Below are 17,865 nucleotides of genomic sequence, written 5' to 3' on the forward strand. Positions count from 1 at the left end.
GAAAACCAAAAAATAATGATCCATAATGTTCATCATGTTAAACTATGCAGAAAATCAATTGTCGCCCGAAATAATAAACAAGCTGATTTTCTCGATTCAATTGATCGTTTTGATGTAACCTTTGCTGTTGGTCCAGCAGGAACTGGGAAAACTTATTTAGCAGTTTCTAAAGCGATACAATGTTTTGAAAAAGGGGAAGTACAAAGGTTGATTTTTGTAAGACCGGCAGTAGAAGCAGGCGAAAAATTAGGATTTCTCCCAGGAGATTTAGTAGAAAAAGTACTACCTTATCTGAGACCTATTTATGACGCATTATATGAAATGATAGGCTTCAAGGAAACTCAAAAACTCATTCAAACTGATATTATCGAGGTTTTACCTTTAGCATTCATGCGTGGTCGAACTCTAAACGAAGCATTTATAATTCTTGATGAAGCACAAAATACAACAGTTATGCAAATGAAAATGTTCTTAACACGTATTGGTTTTGGCTCAAAGGCTGTAGTAACTGGAGATGTGACCCAAGTTGATTTACCTAAAGGTATTGATTCTGGACTTGCGCATGCAGTAGGATTATTCAAAAAAATACCGGAAATCAGTATTCATACGTTTACAAGTCGTGAAGTGGTACGACATCCGTTAGTATCTAAAATTGTTGACTGCTATGATCAGGCATCAACAGGAAAAAAATAAATGACTTATTATATCGATATCCAAAACGCAACTGATGAATCACTACCTATCAGCGAAGATGAAATAATAAACTGGGCCTCACTGGCTTTAAGAGATTATCAAAAAGAAGCTGAACTCACCGTTCGTCTGGTTACACCAGAAGAAATGATTCATCTAAATCATACCTACAGAAAACAAAATAAAACCACAAATGTTTTGGCATTTCCCAGTTCATTACCTCCGGAGATACAATTGGAGTGTCCATTACTAGGTGATGTCGTAATTTGCCCCACAGTTTTATTAGAAGAAAGTAAGCATCTTAAAAAAACTTTAGAATCCCATTGGGCATTGATTTTGATTCATGGAATATTGCATTTATTAGGCTATGATCATATTAAAGATGATGAAGCGGCCGTAATGCAAGCTATTGAAATTAAACTATTAGCTGAGCTTGGGTTACCAAATCCTTACGACGCAGAGGGTAATTAACTTGAATAAAGAGGAAGATAACAGTACGTGGTTTGCTCGATTTAAGCAGTTTTTACAAGGAGAACCACAAAATCAAGAGGAACTTGTTAGTTTACTAAGAGACGCACAGATTCGCTCTCTTATTAGTGCTGAAACTTTGGCAATGATAGAAGGTGCTATTTCATTCTCCAAAATGCGTGTGCGAGATATTATGTTGCCAAAAAATCAGATGATTTGTATTAAAGAAGATGAACAATTCTGCGACATCATCAAAACAGTCACCCAAACTGGCCATTCAAGATTTCCAGTAATCACTGCAGACTCAGATGAAATCATTGGAGTATTACACGCAAAAGATTTATTACGCTATCAATCTGCTAACTTGGATTCCTTTGACTTACTTGATATTTGTAGGCAGGCCACTTTTGTTCCTGAAAGTCGACGCTTAGATAGCCTACTGAGTGAATTTCGTAGTAACAAAAATCACATGGCCATAGTGGTGGATGAATATGGTGAAGTTTCTGGCTTTGTGACCATTGAAGACATTATCGAACAGATTATTGGGGATATTGAAGATGAGTTCGATATCGATGAAGATGCGTATCTTAAGACGCATGAAGATGGACACTATATTGTTAAAGCCCATATGCCGATTGATGAATTTAATGAACAACTTAAAGCAGATTTTAGTGAGGAAATTTATGATACAATAGGTGGGATTGTAATGAATAGTTTTGGTCATTTACCTTCACGAGGGGAAACGATTACGATTGATTCTTTTGAGTTTAAAATTATTAACGCGGATGCTCGAAGAATCAAATTAATGGAATGTATTGATAAACGCAAGGCATAATGAAGTATGAATGGTAATATTCTCATAATTGATGACGATATAGAGCTGACAGATTTATTAGCCCAATATTTGGAACCTGAAGGATTTCATGCTGTTTGTGTCCATGACGGAGAAAATGGAGTAAAGAAAGCATTAAATCAAACTTTTGATGCAATTATTCTAGATGTCATGTTACCCAAACTGAATGGTTTTGAAGTATTAAAAGCAATTCGTGAACATTTGGAAACACCAGTTCTTATGCTCACGGCTCGTGGTGATGATATCGATCGAATTGTAGGTCTTGAAATTGGAGCAGATGATTATCTCCCAAAACCATGCAATCCCCGCGAATTAGTAGCTCGTTTACGTGCTATTTTAAGGCGTACTCAAAAGATTCCCACATCAAGACCTATTATTGAGCAACATAATATAGTTGTTGACTGTTCCAAACGTCATGTAACCATGGCGGGAAACTATCTTGAACTGACGAATGCTGAATTCAATATTTTAGAAATGCTTATAAAGTCACCAGGACAAGCATTCTCTAAGGAGGAACTTACTGAATATGCGCTAGGCAGAAAATATACTGCATATGATCGTAGTATCGATGTTCATATCAGTAACTTAAGAAATAAGTTAGGAGATAATCCTCAAGGTGAACCAATAGTTAAAACAGTTCGTGGATTTGGATATATGTTTAATGCGTAGTTTGTATTGGAAAATTTTTATTTCGTTTTGGCTCGCCACAATACTTATTATTTTCACTACAGCCTGGGTAATAAGTCACATCGTACAAAAATCATCATTGCCTGCCCAAGAACAGCTATTTATGGATAGTTATGCAAATGCGGCGGTTGCAACCTACGAATCAGGCCGACAAACTGCATTATTAAAATGGCTTAATAAAATTGGTATTTCACGCCATATGTCAATTTATTTGCTATCCAGCACGGGTGAAATTATTGGCACACACGCAGTACCAGAAAATGTGAAAAAAGTTGCAGAAAACTTACTTCAGGATCAGCTAAGCGAAGGTATTTTAAAATCAGGCAAACTCATAGTGAGTCATGAAATTTTATCCACTTCAGGAAAATTTTATCGACTTGCAGCTGTTAGTGAAAAACCAATCTATCATTTTGTCGGTGTTCCGTGGGCTGGTCTAGCGATTCGTCTCATTTTGGCCACATTTATTAGTGGTCTAATCTGTTATTTATTATCCCGCTATTTAACTCAACCTCTGCGATCGTTAGGAATGGCAGCTAAGTCGATTGCGACTGGAAAGTTAAATACACGTGTTGGGCCTTTAAGAGGACATTACAATGACGAAATAGCTCAATTGAGCAATGAGTTTGATCGAATGGCAGAACAACTTGAGACCCTAATCACCTCTAAAGAGCGATTGTTACAAGATATTTCACATGAATTACGTTCCCCTCTTGCTCGATTACAAATTGCCATAGAATTAGGACGTAATAAAACGAAGGGTTTAGCAGATACAGAGTTTAATCGTATGGAGCTCGAATGTGCCAGGTTAAATGCTTTGATCACTGAAGTGTTAGATTTTGCTCGTTTAGAGAAATCAACAACTGATCTTAATTTAAGTAAGGTTGATCTTTCTGCTCTTTTACACAATATCATTAGAGATGCCAATTATGAAGTTGGGGAGGAAACCCCCCGCGTCAACGCGGGTGTAATTGAACCGTGTAGCTTGCTCCTTGATGAGCGGTTAATTCATAGAGCAATAGAGAATGTGGTTCGCAATGCCCTACATTATTCGCCAGCCACAGAACAAGTCGTCGTTTCATTAAAACATGATGAAACTAAAGAACATATCTATATTGATATCAGTGATAAAGGCCCTGGTGTACCTAAAGATCAGCTCGATAAAATATTTAGTCCCTTTTATCGTGTTGATACGTCAAGAACAAAAAAAACAGGTGGATACGGATTAGGATTAGCCATTGCCGCTCGCTCAATTTACTTACATCATGGTGAAATTATGGCTCTAAATAACCCTGATGGAGGATTGCTCGTACGGGTTATTCTTGATTCAAAATCGGATATTAAAACCGAAATATCTGAACTCAATTCGGTAATGGCTAATACATCAACCTATAATGTAAAAGTAAAAAATTGATTAAGTCTGCATATTTTTTCACTTTTATATTCTTAAATATATTAAATAAACTATTTTTTTCTGTTTAATTAAGGTACAATTTGCAGGGTTACAAAATCTTCAGGATTACTTTTAATGACCGTAGCCCAGAAATTAGATAAAGCAAGTGGCATCTTTTTCTTTGCTGGCTTTTTGCTCTCAAAACTCCAGTATATCCCTTTTCCACTCGCCGCATCGATTTTTAGATTTCTTTCACTGGGCGTTTATGGATTAGCGTATCTGAGTTGGTTTACAGCATGCCATCTTCATCCAGATCACCCAGAGCACTATCGCAAATGGTATGGATTTGCTCAAATTAAAGAGCAATTTATTTTTTCCTCAGCTATAGGGTTTACAGCAACAGTAATCAGTGTGGCTGCCATTTTTGTACCCGCTTTATTTCCGCCTGCAGCATGGCTTTTTCTTCTTGGTAATATAATTTGGGCGATTGGAGAGTATCATAAGTTAAAAAATCCCCCTCCTGCCGATGAAAATTTTTCTTCGACACGGCAAAAAGCTTATGTATCTTACGCCGTAACATCCACTGCCATAAGCTTAGTTGCTGCGCTTGCAGCTACTTTTATACTTTTATTTCCACCACTAGCAATACCCATTACTATTTTTTCACTGCTCATTTGTGTGGGGCTTGGCGCATTAGCATTTGAATTTTGGTTAAATGGCAATTTGGGACAACATGAACCCGACTTACGTCCTGATAGTTATTGTGAAATGACTGAAACATTAAAACCTTCACCTTCCCTGGACCATTCGAACTCACCTGAACCAGAACCCAGTTGCTTCAATGGTTTATTCTCTGATCCCCCAAAGCAATCTCAACCCTCTAAATCATCTGTTAAGGATGAAGAACATAAAGAAGAAGATGGTCTTAAAGTCAATCCTCTTTTATACTTACAGACTACTAGTTTTAATTGAGATTTATTATGGATCAAATAATTGCGAAAATGATTTCAACCGCCCATAAGGCCCTTGCTCATTCTTATTCTCCCTATTCCAAGTTTAGCGTGGCTTGTTGTATATGCACCGATAAAGATAATTTATATAGCGGTGTCAATGTAGAAAACAGTTCCTATGGTTTAGGTGTATGTGCTGAAACTTCCGCCATATCTGCAATGGTCTCGGCAGGAGAGCAACACATTAAAAGTATGGTTATACTTGCGGGGACTAATCTATTGTGTTCACCTTGTGGTGGATGCAGACAAAGAATCCATGAATTTTCCACCGCAGATACGTTGATCCATCTATGTAATAAAGATTCAATATTACGTAGCTTAAAAATTAATGAACTCCTCCCATTGGCTTTTAATTTTGATGTTAACCCTTAATTAATAGGAAATTTGTATGACAGATACTGCACCAAAGCAGAGCTATGCCCATTTAGCAGCAAACTATATAAAAAAACTATATCCCTCATTTAAACCTCGTATCGGCGTGGTATTAGGATCAGGTTTAGGGAAATTTGCTGATGGGTTACAGGATTCAATTCGAATCAGTTATGAAGAATTACCTGGATTTCCAAAAGTTACCGTACAAGGACATGGGGGTAATTTAATTTTAGGATATTTGAATGATGTGGCTGTTGTATGTCTCCAAGGCCGAGCTCATACGTATGAAGGTTCGGAGAACTATGAAACAGTTAAAACCTATATTCGTGCTTTAAAACTATTAGGATGTGATTACTTCATAGCTACTAATGCCTCAGGCTCATTAAGAGAAGATGTTGGGCCCGGAGAGTTAATGCTTATTTCAGATCATATAAATTTGCAGCCCAGCAATCCTTTGATTGGTCCCAACGATGATGAGTTTGGTCCAAGATTTTATCCTTTAGATAATGCTTATGACAAACAAATGCGTTTTGACTTATTATCAATTGCAGCAAAAAATTCTATTAAGCTTACCGAAGGAGTTTACATTTCAGTTTTAGGTCCTCATTACGAAACAGCCGCCGAAATCCGAGCATTTAAAGTTTGGGGGGCTGATGCTGTAGGGATGTCTACTGTACCAGAAGTTTTAGTTGCGAATCATTGTGGAATGCACGTTGCAGTTATTGCAATGATAACGAACTATGCAACTGGTCTTTCAAAAACTGCACACAGTCATGAATCGGTGGTTGCAATGGCTGAAAGTGCTGCAGAAAAACTAAATTTAATTCTGCAACAATATATTGCGAGTATAAAGTGACCTTAGAAACCAATTTTAATGAGGCTATGGAAACATTGCTTGGCAACTATTCCAAAAGAATTATTCCTGCCAAGCAACTGATTCACACCATTGATCTTACCTTGTTGGATGAGCAAGCCACTAATGAAACATTATTGCAATTAAAACATAACGGAAATCAAAATCAGGTTGCTGCGTTATGTGTTTACTTACAGCATTTGGATCAAGTTTCTTCAGAAAATACTATTAATTTAGCTACAGTTATTAACTTTCCTCATGGAAGCGAAGATCTAAATAGTTCACTTGAATCTATAGAAAAGGCTATAAGGTTGGGGGTTAGAGAAATTGACTATGTATTTCCTTACCAAAGGTATCTTAAAGGACAGAAACAACACACATTAGATCAATGTCATGCTATTGCACAATTCTGTAAACAACATAAGCTCATTTTGAAAATAATTTTAGAAACGGGAACTTTTCCTGATATCACAACTACTTACAATGCAAGTAAAGAGTTAATTGATTCAGGCTGTGATTTTATTAAAACATCAACGGGAAAAACCCCTATAGGGGCATCATTAGTTGCCGCATTCGCCATGTTAAGTGCGATTCGAGACGCAAATACATCTTGCGGTATTAAGATTTCGGGTGGCATTAGGACACCACAGCAAGCACATAATTATGCAACCCTCGCAGAGTTAGTGATGGGAAAACAAATTAATAAGAGTTGGTTTCGCATTGGAGCGAGCAGTTTATTAGGAGAACTGTTAAAAATAAATTAATTCTCGGTTATACTTCGTACGGTCGCAAAATTAATTATTACGTGAGATAGATAATCCCTATTACTTAAAAGGTAATCACTCGCAGTCTATATAGGGCTCTTATCTTAATCATGTCCCTTACTGGAGTTAAGTATCTATGAACCGAAAAAACTTATTTAAACCTATTTTAGTACTTTTCTTTGGACTCATTTTAGCAAGCTGTAATAATAAATTACCTCCTGGTGAATATGATTCAAATGAAGTAGGCAAAATTAAAAAAGTTATTCCAGGTACAATTATTTCTAAGCGCCCTGTGAATTTACATCGAAACACAAGCAACATAACTAAAGGTAGTACTAGCTTTGAGGACAATGGCTATAACCAATCACATGGTGTTGAATATGTCATTAAGTTAAATTCAGGCGGAATTATTTCTGTGGTTCAAGCAGAAGATCTCAAACTGAAAACAAAACAAAAAATCCTTGTAATTTATGGAAAAAATACTCGAGTTGTTGCAGATAATGGTAGCGATACCTACTAAATCTAAATTACCTGGGGGACGCATAGCGGAACCCAGGTAATAAAATGCTGTCACTCCTATCTTATAGACTGATACAAACCGCCATCCACATTGATGCGCCATAATAGACACTCACAATAAAAGCTTTGAAGCAATCTCGGGGAATTCTTTTATTAATCAGTATTTGTTGATAAACCAAGATGAGGCCCGCTATAAACCAAAACATATAAAATGATTCATTTATTTGATTCATAAATGCCCAACATAACCACAAACTATGGAATGAACATTGTAACAAACCTATAATCATCCGATCATAATTAGCAAAATAAATCGCTGTCGATTTCACCCCAATTCGTAAATCATCCGCTTTATCAGCCATTGCATACATGGTGTCATAGGAAAGAATCCATGAAAAATTTATTAAAAACAATAAGAAGCATTCATTATTTAAAAATTGATTTGATGCAACATAAGCCATTGGTATTCCCATAGAAAATGCCAAACCTAGGACTAGTTGCGGCGCATCAAGAAAGCGCTTACAAAATGGATATAATAAAGATATAAATAAGGCGATCAATCCAAGATAAAAACAATTACGAGGAAGCTGAATCAATATAAAAAAGGCTGCTAAAAGTAATATTATTAATAATAGGAAAGCCTCAGGCAAAGTCACTTCACCCGCCGTTAATGGTCTTAATTTAGTGCGTTCAACATGTTTATCAATATTTCTATCAGCAATATCGTTAATCACACAGCCTGCCGCCCGCATCAGTATAGTGCCACATAAAAAAAAGACCAAGAGTTTAAGTGTTGGGATCCCTTTATTTGCCATCCATAAAGCCCATGCGGTTGGATACCAAAGTAATAGGATTCCTACAGGTTTATCAAATCGCATTAATCGCCAATATGCATTCCACTTCATGGGTTAATATTCTCAAGTTCAGGTAACATAATCTCGGCCAAATAAAATGATTCTTTTTGTAAAAATAAAAATTCAGTGAGCCGAACCCAAAGTATCCCGCTAATTGAGTTCAGATGCCTTTTTACCCAATGATACTCCAAACATTGTTGATCCACGGGATAAGTTGTCCCCTGAATACGATGAACTTTATCTTCATTAAAAATTAAGTTTTTTATGGATTCATTTTCTAAACGCCCAAAAAAAACAGGATCGAGTTCATAACATCTTTTAGGAATAATACTGCGTGCATACCAATACACAACATCATAACTTTTCATTATGATTTCGCGCTGAAAGACCAATTCATCCTGAATTTCTAGAAGGTTTCTATCCCACCAATTCACATTTTCCCAACCTTGAAAGATAACCTCGATCTGCGTTTCGCCCTTAAGTTGCTGGAGTTTATCAGTTAATGAGGCTTTATAATTAAGCCACTCTTTAAGTTGTTCCGAACTTTGTGCATTTATGGTAAAAATAGAATGAGTATTAATAGACATGTATTATTGCTACTTATGACAAAATATAGTTCAGTAAGATCTTACAAAATTAACGCATCAGCGACAAGTTATTGCTAACTCTTATTCTCCCTAGCCTATTTAAAATAATTAGCACCTGCTCATGGGTATCCATATTCATTAAAATGAAACGCCCATTGCTAATTGCTTGCCCAGGATAAGTTGAAAAGCTGATTTTCTTTTTCGAACCTGCGCCATCCCAATGCAAGTCCCAGCGGGGATGGTTCCATTGCCATTGATAAATTACTTCCCTTTGATTCGTTCTTTTGTTTAAAAAATTTAACACCATCCCATTTGACCAATTAGATGACCCATCGAGCGGAGAAACATATACCGGATTACCAAGAATTATCGCCTGCATCTTAGCATATTGTATTGCCGTACGAAGTTCATCAATAATTGTTTTTTGCTCATTTTTTTTCAAAAAATAAGTATATGAACCAATCCCTATTACTGATAAACCTATGAACACTGCCATCGTTATCAGCAATTCAAGCAGTGTAAACCCTTTTATATTCATAATAAAAATTTATTCCATTAATTCGCGAGTTAACGGATAAAATATCATAGTTCCATGAACATATTACATACTAAATGAAAATCCTTCATCAGACTCTAAATCTCCATAATCATCTTCATAATAAATGCCCGCTTTCACCGTTTGCATCGGCTCATATTTTCTGCTCAATGAACGGAGCATTCGAGGATTAACTTCAGAATTTTTGCTCATTAAATCGAGTATGCGTGAACATTGAGAAAAGGATAAATCCCAACGTGAGAAATACTCTTCTTTATATAAATTTTTATTACTATTAAGTAAATCAAGCAGTCGACTCATCTCTTCATAAACTCTCTCACAAGGATTTTTCTTCAATTGCTTTAATAAATTTATTGCGATATGAAAAATTACATGCGTTTCATTACGAATTTTTGCAAAATGAGTTAAACACTCAAACGGTGCTTTTAATGAAAAAACATGGCGGGCATAATCAAAAATCTTTTTATCGGCGCTGTCCTTTATTAAATCTTGTGATAGTTTTAAAAAAACAGGATATATCGCAAGTAATATCTTATGATGGTCTTTTCTAGTTGACGATGATAAGGCATTGGGTATTTCATTACCAAAAAAAGTCAATGGACTATCATCTTGCTTGGGAGTTTTAGGTGATGAAGTTGCGGTAGTAAAATAAAGTCTACGCAACTCCTGTGCTTGTTGCATTAACTCACTTTGATTAGGAGCGCTAGATTCTTCAATTAGTCGGAATACTATTTCAAACCAATGCTGATCACCTCGATAACAACAATAGGAAAGTAATTCACCCAGGGAACTAAAGGTAGTATACATAAACTCTTCATTTTCATATTCCTTGGCATCATTTTTGTGATATCGCATGTTCAAATAGTTGTTTGTCTCTTGATAACCAGAATCAATCATTTGCTTTCTAGTTTCTTCTCCAACGGTAAATGATGAGGTAGATACATTATCAACATTGATTACAATGGATTGACATGCATATTTTCTCAATTTCAAACGATCTTTTTCCCACCCGCTGGCTGGATCACTAACACCAGTTAATAATCTATAAATCCAATTTAAGACAACATTCTCTCTATAAACTCTATCCATCACACGATCGATCGCCTTTCTCTCTGGACCATCATCAAACTTAACGGCTAATACTTTTAAGTTATTACCATACTCGGATTCAAGTAGTGTGGAATGATCATCGAAAAACACATTGGTTGGTAAATTATTTAATATTCCACCATCACTATGTTCCTCTCCGTCAATGAGTGTTGCTCTATAAACTATAGGAAAACTTGCGGATGTTTTTACTGCCTCACTCACTTCAAAATTTGGTGAGCGTAAGTAAGAGAAATATCGAGTTTTTCCTTGGCTTTTATTTGTTGCTGTAACTACTAATTCCTTACCAATTCCACACCCCGGGCATTTCTGCCGAATTTCTTCTAAGGTTGCAAATGTGATTGGACCTTGGGGATATGGAATTTGGTATTTGAAAACAATTTGATCTAATTTATAAGCAATCGCATAATCAAGAGCGGTCTTTAGGGAATGAGCCTCAGAAATTCCATTGATATTTATATCAAAATGGACTAAATGCTCATGTTTAAAATGTTTAAATAATGCTTCAATTTCTTCCGCTGTATAACCTAAATAACACATTAAGGCCATAATGGCTCCTGCGGAGCTGCCTGCAAATTTTTCAGGATATATTTTGGCTTCATTCAGTGCTTTCCAGACACCAATATGAGCAAAAATTTTTGCGCCACCACCACAAAGAACTATATTTTCAATATTAGGCTTTCTTTCTCTTACAAGAATCTCATGTGATTTTAAAAACCTAAATATCTCGATTTTTTTGGTTTGATATAGAGGTACTACCTGTTTTTCTTTAATCGATTTGCTTTTAACTTTTTCCTCGTTTATCCAAGGAAATAACCAACTCCAAATGCGTACGTACCAAGGCTTTAATGACATATATCGCTGCATCTTTCGATAATCATGCATTTTATCTAGACGTTCTTGTGGATCGGACACTTCGATAGAATGAGGATGAGGGCTTTTACATATGGATTCAAAGTTAATATTTTTTATATTAAGCGAAATTAGCTGATCGACTAATTTATCGGTAATAAAAAGTCGTTTCGTATTTCCTAGAGGTTCTTGCTGTGAGTCATTAGGATCTTTATATTTTGTTCCCGTCCCAGGAACTAAAAATTGATTAAAGCCTACTAATATCCCATGATGACCATGGCACATTTGAATACCAGTTAATTGATAATTTGATATATTTTTCAGTGATAAATCTAAATCACTTATTTTCCAATGCTCTAAAAATTGCCCTTGAAACCAGCTTACTATTCTACCCCACCAGGTTAAAGCAACCTCTGCTGTGAAACCGCGATACTCATTTACTGTTACGCCCGATAAAAATGCTTTAGTTTTTTCCTTTTGGTGGGGATCCAACAGCCATTGGTTAAACAATGATCTTTTCTCATCACTTACGCGAGTAAAATCGAACATTGTTTGTTCGTTATCAAATAGATAATTACCAAAAGCGATTTTATTATCGGGGAGGGAACCATTAATTTCTAAACGTCCTAAATAGGCCGTCATAATAATTTTTTTTAATAAATCAAGATTTTGAGCATATGGGTGTGCGTCAGATTCAAGCAGCTGACTTATTACGTGTTGTGGTGTCATCACTTATCCTTAAGTTATGATAATCCATTAACTCCCTCAGCAATAATTAAAGCACTCCCTGCTTCCAGTTGATTTATTGCTGATTAGATCATGCTATATTTAACTCGAGTCTTGCTGTTTCCATCACCTTTTGTTCAAATGATTCGATTAAGATTCCTTTTTGTTTTATTATTTTTAACCATCACAAATATAATTAACACAAATTTATCAGAAATTAAATAGACCGAATTATTCCGAAATGAACAACTAATAGCTGCTATGAACTGTCAGATGTGACTTTAACGTATGATACTCAGGCACATTTTTGCAATGTACCTAGGGTATAAATAGGATTAATTATCTTGAATATTCTTTAAAATTTGAGTAACAACAAGTTCAGGATTTGATGCTTGATTGATTGGACGTCCGACAACCAAATAATCACTCCCTTCTTCAATGGCCTGTTTGGGTGTCATAATTCGAGATTGATCATCACTTACGTTATTTGGCAATCGGATGCCTGGGGTTACCGTTATAAATTGATCCCCACAAGAACTTTTTATGACCTTAACTTCTTGAGCGGAACAGACGACTCCATCCAAACCTGCTTCCTTGGTCAAAATAGCTAATTTTTTTACATGACTCATTACAGATGTGTCTATCCCAATTGAAATTAATTCATTTTGATTAAAACTGGTTAAAACAGTTACTGCAATTAAGATAGGTCTATTCGTGCCATATGAATCAATAGCATTTCTTGCCGCTTGCATCATACTCATTCCCCCAGAAGCATGGACATTCATCATCCACACTCCCAGCTCAGCACCTGCTTTACACGCTTTTGCAACTGTATTGGGAATATCATGAAATTTTAAGTCTAAAAAAACTTTAAAGTTTCTTTTGATTAATTGTTTCACAAAACTTGTGCCAAGCAGTGTAAATAGTTCGCTTCCAACTTTTAAAGCGCAACTTTTAGGATCCAGCTTTTCAACTAATTTTAAAGCATCATGCTCATTATCAAAATCTAGTGCAACAATTAATTTAGGCATCATTATACTACAGCCTCTTCATGATGTACTTTTAGTGCACTTTTTACGGCGTTAGCTATTTTTATTTGCTCTGCTTCCTGCAAATAAGGATGCATGGGTAAACTAATAACACGACTGCTTGCATATTCAGCATGAGGAAAATCTCCCATTTTATAACCCAAATAGGCCATGGCAGCTTGTTGATGTAGGGGTACAGGATAATGCACTGCAGTTGGAATTCCTGATTCTTGCATTGCCTTTTGGAATGAATCTCGATTACTTACTTCAATGGTATATTGTGCATAAACACTTGTATTATAACTATGAACAAAGGGCGTTTTTACAAGGGGTGACAGAATCTGATCATACGCTTTGGCGACTCTTTGGCGCATAATAATTTCATCGGGGAACAGTTTCAATTTTTCAATTAAAACAGCTGCCTGAATCGTATCCATTCTTCCATTAATCCCTATACGGTTATGGCAATAACGCGCATTTTGACCATGAATTCTTATTTCAAGGAGTTTTTGGGCTAAATTATCATCATTTGTGAAACAAGCTCCCGAATCTCCATATCCTCCTAAAGGTTTAGATGGAAAGAAACTGGTACATCCAATCGTTGATAAAGCACAGGAATATTTACCTTTATAAGTGGCGCCAAAACTTTGTGCTGCATCCTCAATTACTGGGATACCGTGATGAGCTGCAATAGCATTAATCTCGTCATGATCAGCACATTGACCATATAATCCGACGGGCATTATTGCCTTAGTTTTTCTGGTAATTGCTGCCTCAAGCTTGTTAGGGTCCATATTATACGTAAGTGGATCAATATCTATGAAAACAGGCTTAGCTTGACAAAGACTGATCACCTCAGCAGTAGCGAAAAAACTGAAAGGAGTGGTAATAATTTCATCTCCCGGCTGAATTTCCAAGGCCATCAATGCCATTAATAATGCATCTGTTCCACTTGAGTTGACAATTGCATGTTTAACTCCTATAAAATCAGCTAATTGCCGTTCAAGTTGTGCAATTTCAGGCCCCATAATATATTGACCATGATCTAAAACGTTTTTAATACTTGCTAAAATTTCGTTTTCTATTATTGAATATTGTTTTTTTAAATCGATAAATTGCATCATAATCTCTTAAAAAATTAGTTAATATCCTTCCAATCCATGGACAGGTTTCATTCTCCCCCAGTTTTTACAGCTGGGACAATGCCAATGAAGATGCTTGCCACCAAAACCGCAATGAACGCATCGATAAACTGGCTTATTGTCTAAAAATTTACTCGTTATATCATAAAGCATTTGTAATTTGTCACGTACCTTTCCATGGGCAGATTCAAGATGCCAATAGATTAACTGATTTAAACCTCGTATGGATGGATGTTTGCTCAAGTTATCCGCTACGAAATCTATAGCGGCATCCATATTTTTTTGTTGTCTTAAATATTCCGCTATTACAAAAATTACCGAAGCTCTAGGGTTATCCTCTAAAGTCTCTTCAAGATATTTGACACACTCATCCATTGTATTTAATTCTTTATGGCAAACAACTAGAGGTTCGATAATTTCTGTTAAAAAATCTGCATCTTGCTGAGGAACACGTTTTAACGAACGAATCGCATGTTTGTAACGTCCCTCTTTCATTTCAAGACTTGCGTTCATTAAACTGGCTCTAACTGATTCATTATCAACGCTTATAGCTTGTTTGATACAATAAGTAGCTTTATCAATGGCATTGCTTTTTAATGCCTGATTAGCCATTTCACAATAATAATGAGCCGCTTGGTTATGAAAACTTGTTCCTGTTGAAATTTCTAACTTTTTAATTACATCTAAAGCCTTTTCCCAAGCTTTTTCTTGCTGATAAATTGCTAACAAACCATGCAAGCTGCTTGTTTCTTTAGATCCACCTAGTTCAACAACTTCTAAAAATATTCGCTCTGCACGATCGAATAAACCAGCACTCATATAATCCTGGCCTAAGGCCATTAATGATTCTTTCCTTTGCAGAATACTTAATTGAGGCCTTGCAATTAAATTTTGATGAATACGTATGGCTCTATCAACCTCACCCCTACGCCTAAATAAACTTCCTAATGCAAGATGAGTTTCTACCGTATCACTGTCAACTTCTAGTAATTTAATAAAAACATCAACCGCTTTATCGGGCTGCTCATTTAAAAGATAATTAAGTCCAACAACATATTCGCGAGATAAGCGATTATATAGAGTGGGATCTTCCTTGGGTTTACTACGATTTGCCATCCACCAACCAGACCACGCAGCAGCAGGCAATAGTAATGGCCATAAATCAATCATTATTACCCTCCCCTCTGCTTGTTAGACTTTCATAATAATAAAAAAATTAATGTTGATCTTGCAATGGAATTGATCGTAAGTTTTTAATTTCTTTTTCAGTTAATTTTAATTGGTTTTTAATTTTGTGGCATTCAGCTTTTAAACGCCAATATCTTCCAATAAAAAGTATAAAGCCTACTACTATACCAATACCCAACATGATTGTCATGAGAACAGATATAGGGATTGTTATTGTTTTAAAATATAAATTAACATCCACTGAAGTTGCATTTAGAGCAGCAAAACTAACGCCAATAATGATAAGAAGTATATAAATAACTAGCATTAATATGCGCATAAATTCTTCCTTTTTTGTTTCCAGGGCAATTCGAAGCGGAACCCGGGATTCCAGGATGATACAGCAATATTAACCTGAGCTCCACTTCCCATCACCCAGGTGATTAAAATATACAAACAAAAAAGCGTAGAAAAATCTACGCTTTCTAACTAATTAACTATAAAGAATTAATCACTCTCTTTACTTGCCATTTTCTCTTTGAGTAAATCACCTAAGGTTGTTGTTGAAGCGCCTTCGGTTCTAGAGTATTTCTTGATTGCATCTGCTTCATCTTGAGCATCTTTCGCTTTTACTGAAAGAGTAATTGAGCGGTTTTTACGATCCACATTTATGATTTTTGCTTCAATCTCATCACCTTCTTTGACAAGAGTAGTCGCATCATCAACACGCTCATCAGACAATTCACTTGCACGAATAGTACCAGTAATATCATCTGCTAAAGCTACCGTAACTGTCTTAGGATCTACAGCTACAACAGTACCTTTAACTATGGCACCTTTAGTATACTCATCAACAAAACTTGCGAAGTTATCGCCTTCAAGTTGTTTAATACCTAAAGAAATACGCTCACGCTCAGGATCTATAGCAAGAATAACTGCTTCCAACTCTTGGCCTTTCTTGAACTGTTTTACCGCTTCTTCACCAGGAACAGTCCAGGAAATATCAGACAAATGTACCAAACCGTCAATATCTCCATCCAAGCCAATAAATATTCCAAAATCGGTGATTGAACGAATCTTACCACTAACTTTTTGGCCTTTATTGTGTGAGGCAGCAAATTGTTGCCATGGATTACCAACACATTGTTTCATGCCTAAAGAAATACGGCGTCGTTCTTCATCAATTTCAAGAACCATCACATCAACTAAATCACCCAGAGAAACTACTTTACTAGGATGTACGTTTTTATTGGTCCAATCCATCTCAGACATATGGACTAAGCCTTCCACACCTTCTTCGATTTCAACAAAGCAACCATAATCAGTAATATTAGTTACTTTACCTTGTAATTTTTTGCCTATTGGATAACGCTCTACTAGATCAACCCAAGGATCGTTACCTAATTGTTTCATACCTAGAGAAACACGGTTTCTTTCGCTATCAAAGCTCAATACTTTTACTTTTACGTCTTGGCCAACTGATAACACTTCACTTGGATGTTTTACACGTTTCCATGAAATATCAGTGATATGCAACAAGCCATCTATGCCGCCCAAGTCAATGAATGCACCATAATCGGTAAGGTTTTTAACAATACCATGAAGCTCTTGTCCCTCATGTAAGGACTCAAGCAATGCTTGTCTATCAGCACTACTTTCTTCTTCAACAACTGCTCGACGGGATACAACGATGTTGTTGCGCTTTAAATCCATTTTAATAACTTTGAATTCAAGCTCTTTGCCTTCTAGATAAGAAGGATCTCTTACAGGTCTGACGTCTACTAATGAACCAGGTAAGAAGGCGCGTATAGTACCAATTTCAACAGTAAATCCGCCTTTAACTTTTCCAGAAATAAGACCAGTGACTGTTTCATTGTTTTCGTGTGATTTAGATAATTTACGCCAAGCTTCCTGACGTTTTGCTTTTTCTCTTGAAAGGAGCGTTTCGCCGTAGCCATCTTCAACAGAATCCAGTGCTACTTCGACAGTATCACCTAGGCTAACTTCCAAAGCACCATCTTTGTCATAAAATTCTTCTTTAGGTACAATCCCTTCTGATTTTAGACCAGCATTTAAAATGACATAATCGCTATCGATTCCGATAACTTTAGCATTAATAATGGCACCAGGGTAAAATTGAGCACCGGCTATACTTTGCTCAAACAATTCTTTGAAACTTTCAGACATGTTAATAAACTCTTTAGTAAAAAAATGAAAGATTGAGTTCCACTCATCTTTCC

General features: G+C 36.1%; 19 protein-coding genes. 10 read left to right on the forward strand and 9 right to left on the reverse strand.

The annotated features are described in order from the left end of the window. The first annotated feature begins 15 nt into the window (after nucleotides 1-15). The 10 genes from ACWTE2_RS01240 to ACWTE2_RS01285 all read left to right on the forward strand — a co-directional run bounded on the left by ACWTE2_RS01240 (nucleotide 16) and on the right by ACWTE2_RS01285 (nucleotide 7,607). The gene (locus ACWTE2_RS01240; protein ID WP_454783819.1) at nucleotides 16-693 is read left to right on the forward strand and encodes a PhoH family protein; all 678 of its coding nucleotides are present in this window, start codon (nucleotides 16-18) and stop codon (nucleotides 691-693) included. Then, entirely contained in the window at nucleotides 694-1,161 is a 468-nt protein-coding gene (gene ybeY / locus ACWTE2_RS01245; RefSeq protein WP_454783820.1) for an rRNA maturation RNase YbeY, read from the forward strand. Next, nucleotides 1,157-1,993 (forward strand): HlyC/CorC family transporter, encoded by an 837-nt coding sequence (locus ACWTE2_RS01250; RefSeq protein WP_454784423.1) that lies wholly within the window; start codon nucleotides 1,157-1,159, stop codon nucleotides 1,991-1,993. The genes ybeY and ACWTE2_RS01250 overlap by 5 nt, the downstream gene beginning before the upstream one ends. A gap of 6 nt (nucleotides 1,994-1,999) precedes the next feature. Further along, the gene (gene cpxR, locus ACWTE2_RS01255) at nucleotides 2,000-2,680 is read left to right on the forward strand and encodes a two-component system response regulator CpxR (RefSeq protein ID WP_182390758.1); all 681 of its coding nucleotides are present in this window, start codon (nucleotides 2,000-2,002) and stop codon (nucleotides 2,678-2,680) included. Continuing rightward, on the forward strand, nucleotides 2,673-4,109 hold the full coding sequence (gene cpxA / locus ACWTE2_RS01260; protein WP_454783821.1) for a two-component system sensor histidine kinase CpxA: 1,437 nt from the start codon (nucleotides 2,673-2,675) through the stop codon (nucleotides 4,107-4,109). The genes cpxR and cpxA overlap by 8 nt, the downstream gene beginning before the upstream one ends. 114 nt (nucleotides 4,110-4,223) lie before the next feature. Further along, nucleotides 4,224-5,060 carry a hypothetical protein gene (locus ACWTE2_RS01265; RefSeq protein WP_454783822.1) on the forward strand — a complete coding sequence of 279 codons (837 nt, stop codon included), beginning with the start codon at nucleotides 4,224-4,226 and terminating at the stop codon, nucleotides 5,058-5,060. Nucleotides 5,061-5,068: 8 nt separating this feature from the next. Further along, nucleotides 5,069-5,470: a cytidine deaminase gene (cdd, locus tag ACWTE2_RS01270; RefSeq protein ID WP_454783823.1), complete on the forward strand. Its 402-nt coding sequence runs from the start codon at nucleotides 5,069-5,071 to the stop codon at nucleotides 5,468-5,470. Between the two features lie 16 nt (nucleotides 5,471-5,486). Further along, entirely contained in the window at nucleotides 5,487-6,326 is an 840-nt protein-coding gene (locus ACWTE2_RS01275) for a purine-nucleoside phosphorylase (RefSeq protein ID WP_182390761.1), read from the forward strand. Continuing rightward, on the forward strand, nucleotides 6,323-7,087 hold the full coding sequence (gene deoC / locus ACWTE2_RS01280; RefSeq protein WP_454783824.1) for a deoxyribose-phosphate aldolase: 765 nt from the start codon (nucleotides 6,323-6,325) through the stop codon (nucleotides 7,085-7,087). Before ACWTE2_RS01275 ends, deoC begins: the two co-directional genes overlap by 4 nt. Before the next feature lie 136 nt (nucleotides 7,088-7,223). Continuing rightward, the gene (locus ACWTE2_RS01285; protein WP_182390763.1) at nucleotides 7,224-7,607 is read left to right on the forward strand and encodes an outer membrane lipoprotein; all 384 of its coding nucleotides are present in this window, start codon (nucleotides 7,224-7,226) and stop codon (nucleotides 7,605-7,607) included. 61 nt (nucleotides 7,608-7,668) lie between these two features. On the opposite strand, the gene ubiA is transcribed toward ACWTE2_RS01285, so the two are convergent. From ubiA to rpsA, 9 genes are all read right to left on the reverse strand, one after another. Further along, a complete protein-coding gene (gene ubiA / locus ACWTE2_RS01290) occupies nucleotides 7,669-8,511 on the reverse strand; it encodes a 4-hydroxybenzoate octaprenyltransferase (protein WP_454783825.1) in 843 nt (280 codons plus the stop codon). Further along, nucleotides 8,508-9,047, reverse strand: a complete 540-nt coding sequence (locus tag ACWTE2_RS01295) for a chorismate--pyruvate lyase family protein (protein ID WP_454783826.1) — start codon at nucleotides 9,045-9,047, stop codon at nucleotides 8,508-8,510. Before ACWTE2_RS01295 ends, ubiA begins: the two co-directional genes overlap by 4 nt. Nucleotides 9,048-9,096: 49 nt before the next feature. Further along, a complete protein-coding gene (locus tag ACWTE2_RS01300; RefSeq protein ID WP_454783827.1) occupies nucleotides 9,097-9,585 on the reverse strand; it encodes a GspH/FimT family pseudopilin in 489 nt (162 codons plus the stop codon). 63 nt (nucleotides 9,586-9,648) lie between these two features. Beyond that, nucleotides 9,649-12,291 carry a Dot/Icm T4SS effector VpdC gene (gene vpdC, locus ACWTE2_RS01305; RefSeq protein ID WP_454783828.1) on the reverse strand — a complete coding sequence of 881 codons (2,643 nt, stop codon included), beginning with the start codon at nucleotides 12,289-12,291 and terminating at the stop codon, nucleotides 9,649-9,651. A gap of 332 nt (nucleotides 12,292-12,623) precedes the next feature. Further along, a complete protein-coding gene (gene pyrF, locus ACWTE2_RS01310) occupies nucleotides 12,624-13,322 on the reverse strand; it encodes an orotidine-5'-phosphate decarboxylase (protein WP_454783829.1) in 699 nt (232 codons plus the stop codon). Next, nucleotides 13,322-14,437 carry a DegT/DnrJ/EryC1/StrS family aminotransferase gene (locus ACWTE2_RS01315; protein WP_182393663.1) on the reverse strand — a complete coding sequence of 372 codons (1,116 nt, stop codon included), beginning with the start codon at nucleotides 14,435-14,437 and terminating at the stop codon, nucleotides 13,322-13,324. Before ACWTE2_RS01315 ends, pyrF begins: the two co-directional genes overlap by 1 nt. 21 nt (nucleotides 14,438-14,458) lie before the next feature. After that, nucleotides 14,459-15,628, reverse strand: coding sequence for a lipopolysaccharide assembly protein LapB (gene lapB / locus ACWTE2_RS01320; RefSeq protein ID WP_182390769.1), 1,170 nt, complete (start codon nucleotides 15,626-15,628; stop codon nucleotides 14,459-14,461). Nucleotides 15,629-15,674: 46 nt separating this feature from the next. Further along, a complete protein-coding gene (locus tag ACWTE2_RS01325; protein WP_182390770.1) occupies nucleotides 15,675-15,965 on the reverse strand; it encodes a LapA family protein in 291 nt (96 codons plus the stop codon). Between the two features lie 167 nt (nucleotides 15,966-16,132). Beyond that, the gene (gene rpsA, locus ACWTE2_RS01330; RefSeq protein WP_182390771.1) at nucleotides 16,133-17,812 is read right to left on the reverse strand and encodes a 30S ribosomal protein S1; all 1,680 of its coding nucleotides are present in this window, start codon (nucleotides 17,810-17,812) and stop codon (nucleotides 16,133-16,135) included. Nucleotides 17,813-17,865 lie beyond the last annotated feature (53 nt).

This window comes from Legionella nigrisilvae (assembly GCF_977063395.2).

Excerpts from the sequence above, each read along its gene's own strand:
- ACWTE2_RS01315 (WP_182393663.1), bottom strand. The coding sequence starts at position 14,437 with ATGCAATTTATCGATTTAAAAAAACAATATTCAATAATAGAAAACGAA.
- cpxA (WP_454783821.1), top strand. The coding sequence starts at position 2,673 with ATGCGTAGTTTGTATTGGAAAATTTTTATTTCGTTTTGGCTCGCCACA.
- pyrF (WP_454783829.1), bottom strand. The coding sequence starts at position 13,322 with ATGATGCCTAAATTAATTGTTGCACTAGATTTTGATAATGAGCATGAT.
- cdd (WP_454783823.1), top strand. The coding sequence starts at position 5,069 with ATGGATCAAATAATTGCGAAAATGATTTCAACCGCCCATAAGGCCCTT.
- ACWTE2_RS01295 (WP_454783826.1), bottom strand. The coding sequence starts at position 9,047 with ATGTCTATTAATACTCATTCTATTTTTACCATAAATGCACAAAGTTCG.
- ACWTE2_RS01240 (WP_454783819.1), top strand. The coding sequence starts at position 16 with ATGATCCATAATGTTCATCATGTTAAACTATGCAGAAAATCAATTGTC.
- rpsA (WP_182390771.1), bottom strand. The coding sequence starts at position 17,812 with ATGTCTGAAAGTTTCAAAGAATTGTTTGAGCAAAGTATAGCCGGTGCT.
- ACWTE2_RS01265 (WP_454783822.1), top strand. The coding sequence starts at position 4,224 with ATGACCGTAGCCCAGAAATTAGATAAAGCAAGTGGCATCTTTTTCTTT.
- cpxR (WP_182390758.1), top strand. The coding sequence starts at position 2,000 with ATGAATGGTAATATTCTCATAATTGATGACGATATAGAGCTGACAGAT.
- ACWTE2_RS01285 (WP_182390763.1), top strand. The coding sequence starts at position 7,224 with ATGAACCGAAAAAACTTATTTAAACCTATTTTAGTACTTTTCTTTGGA.
- ACWTE2_RS01325 (WP_182390770.1), bottom strand. The coding sequence starts at position 15,965 with ATGCGCATATTAATGCTAGTTATTTATATACTTCTTATCATTATTGGC.
- vpdC (WP_454783828.1), bottom strand. The coding sequence starts at position 12,291 with ATGACACCACAACACGTAATAAGTCAGCTGCTTGAATCTGACGCACAC.
- ybeY (WP_454783820.1), top strand. The coding sequence starts at position 694 with ATGACTTATTATATCGATATCCAAAACGCAACTGATGAATCACTACCT.
- ubiA (WP_454783825.1), bottom strand. The coding sequence starts at position 8,511 with ATGAAGTGGAATGCATATTGGCGATTAATGCGATTTGATAAACCTGTA.
- ACWTE2_RS01275 (WP_182390761.1), top strand. The coding sequence starts at position 5,487 with ATGACAGATACTGCACCAAAGCAGAGCTATGCCCATTTAGCAGCAAAC.
- ACWTE2_RS01300 (WP_454783827.1), bottom strand. The coding sequence starts at position 9,585 with ATGAATATAAAAGGGTTTACACTGCTTGAATTGCTGATAACGATGGCA.
- lapB (WP_182390769.1), bottom strand. The coding sequence starts at position 15,628 with ATGATTGATTTATGGCCATTACTATTGCCTGCTGCTGCGTGGTCTGGT.